This window comes from Paraburkholderia sp. SIMBA_027 (assembly GCF_046535315.1).
GTDB lineage: Bacteria > Pseudomonadota > Gammaproteobacteria > Burkholderiales > Burkholderiaceae > Paraburkholderia > Paraburkholderia tropica.
This window is the reverse complement of record NZ_JAWRWY010000356.1, coordinates 1-287: the sequence shown is the minus strand read 5'-3', so window position 1 is coordinate 287 and position 287 is coordinate 1. Positions and strand designations below refer to the sequence as shown.

Here is a 287-nt window from a genome sequence, read left to right as displayed (position 1 = left end):
GAACTTGCAGCCAGCTATCATCGGTTGCGCAATCACAGCTGTTCAATCCCGCTTGGCCAGTTCCCGGATCGCGCCGGCGAAGGCGCTCGGCGCTTCCTGCGGCACATTATGTCCGACGCCAGGCAGTACGCGACGATCGTAGAACCCGACGAACTTGCTGGCGTCCTCGTCCTTGGATGGCGGAGGATCGACGCCATCGTCCGCGCCCAAAATTACGATGGTCGGAGTGGCAATATCGGGTTGGCGTGCCAGTCTCGCTTCGATTTCTGCATAAGCTGGATCACCTG

At 59.9% G+C, this 287-nt stretch carries 1 protein-coding gene; it reads right to left on the bottom strand.

Going from position 1 to position 287, the window contains the following annotated elements; all coding sequences use genetic code 11:
- Positions 1 to 42 precede the first annotated feature (42 nt).
- On the bottom strand, positions 43 to 287 hold a 245-nt coding region (locus SB764_RS39405; RefSeq protein WP_410866667.1), incomplete at its 5' end, for an alpha/beta fold hydrolase.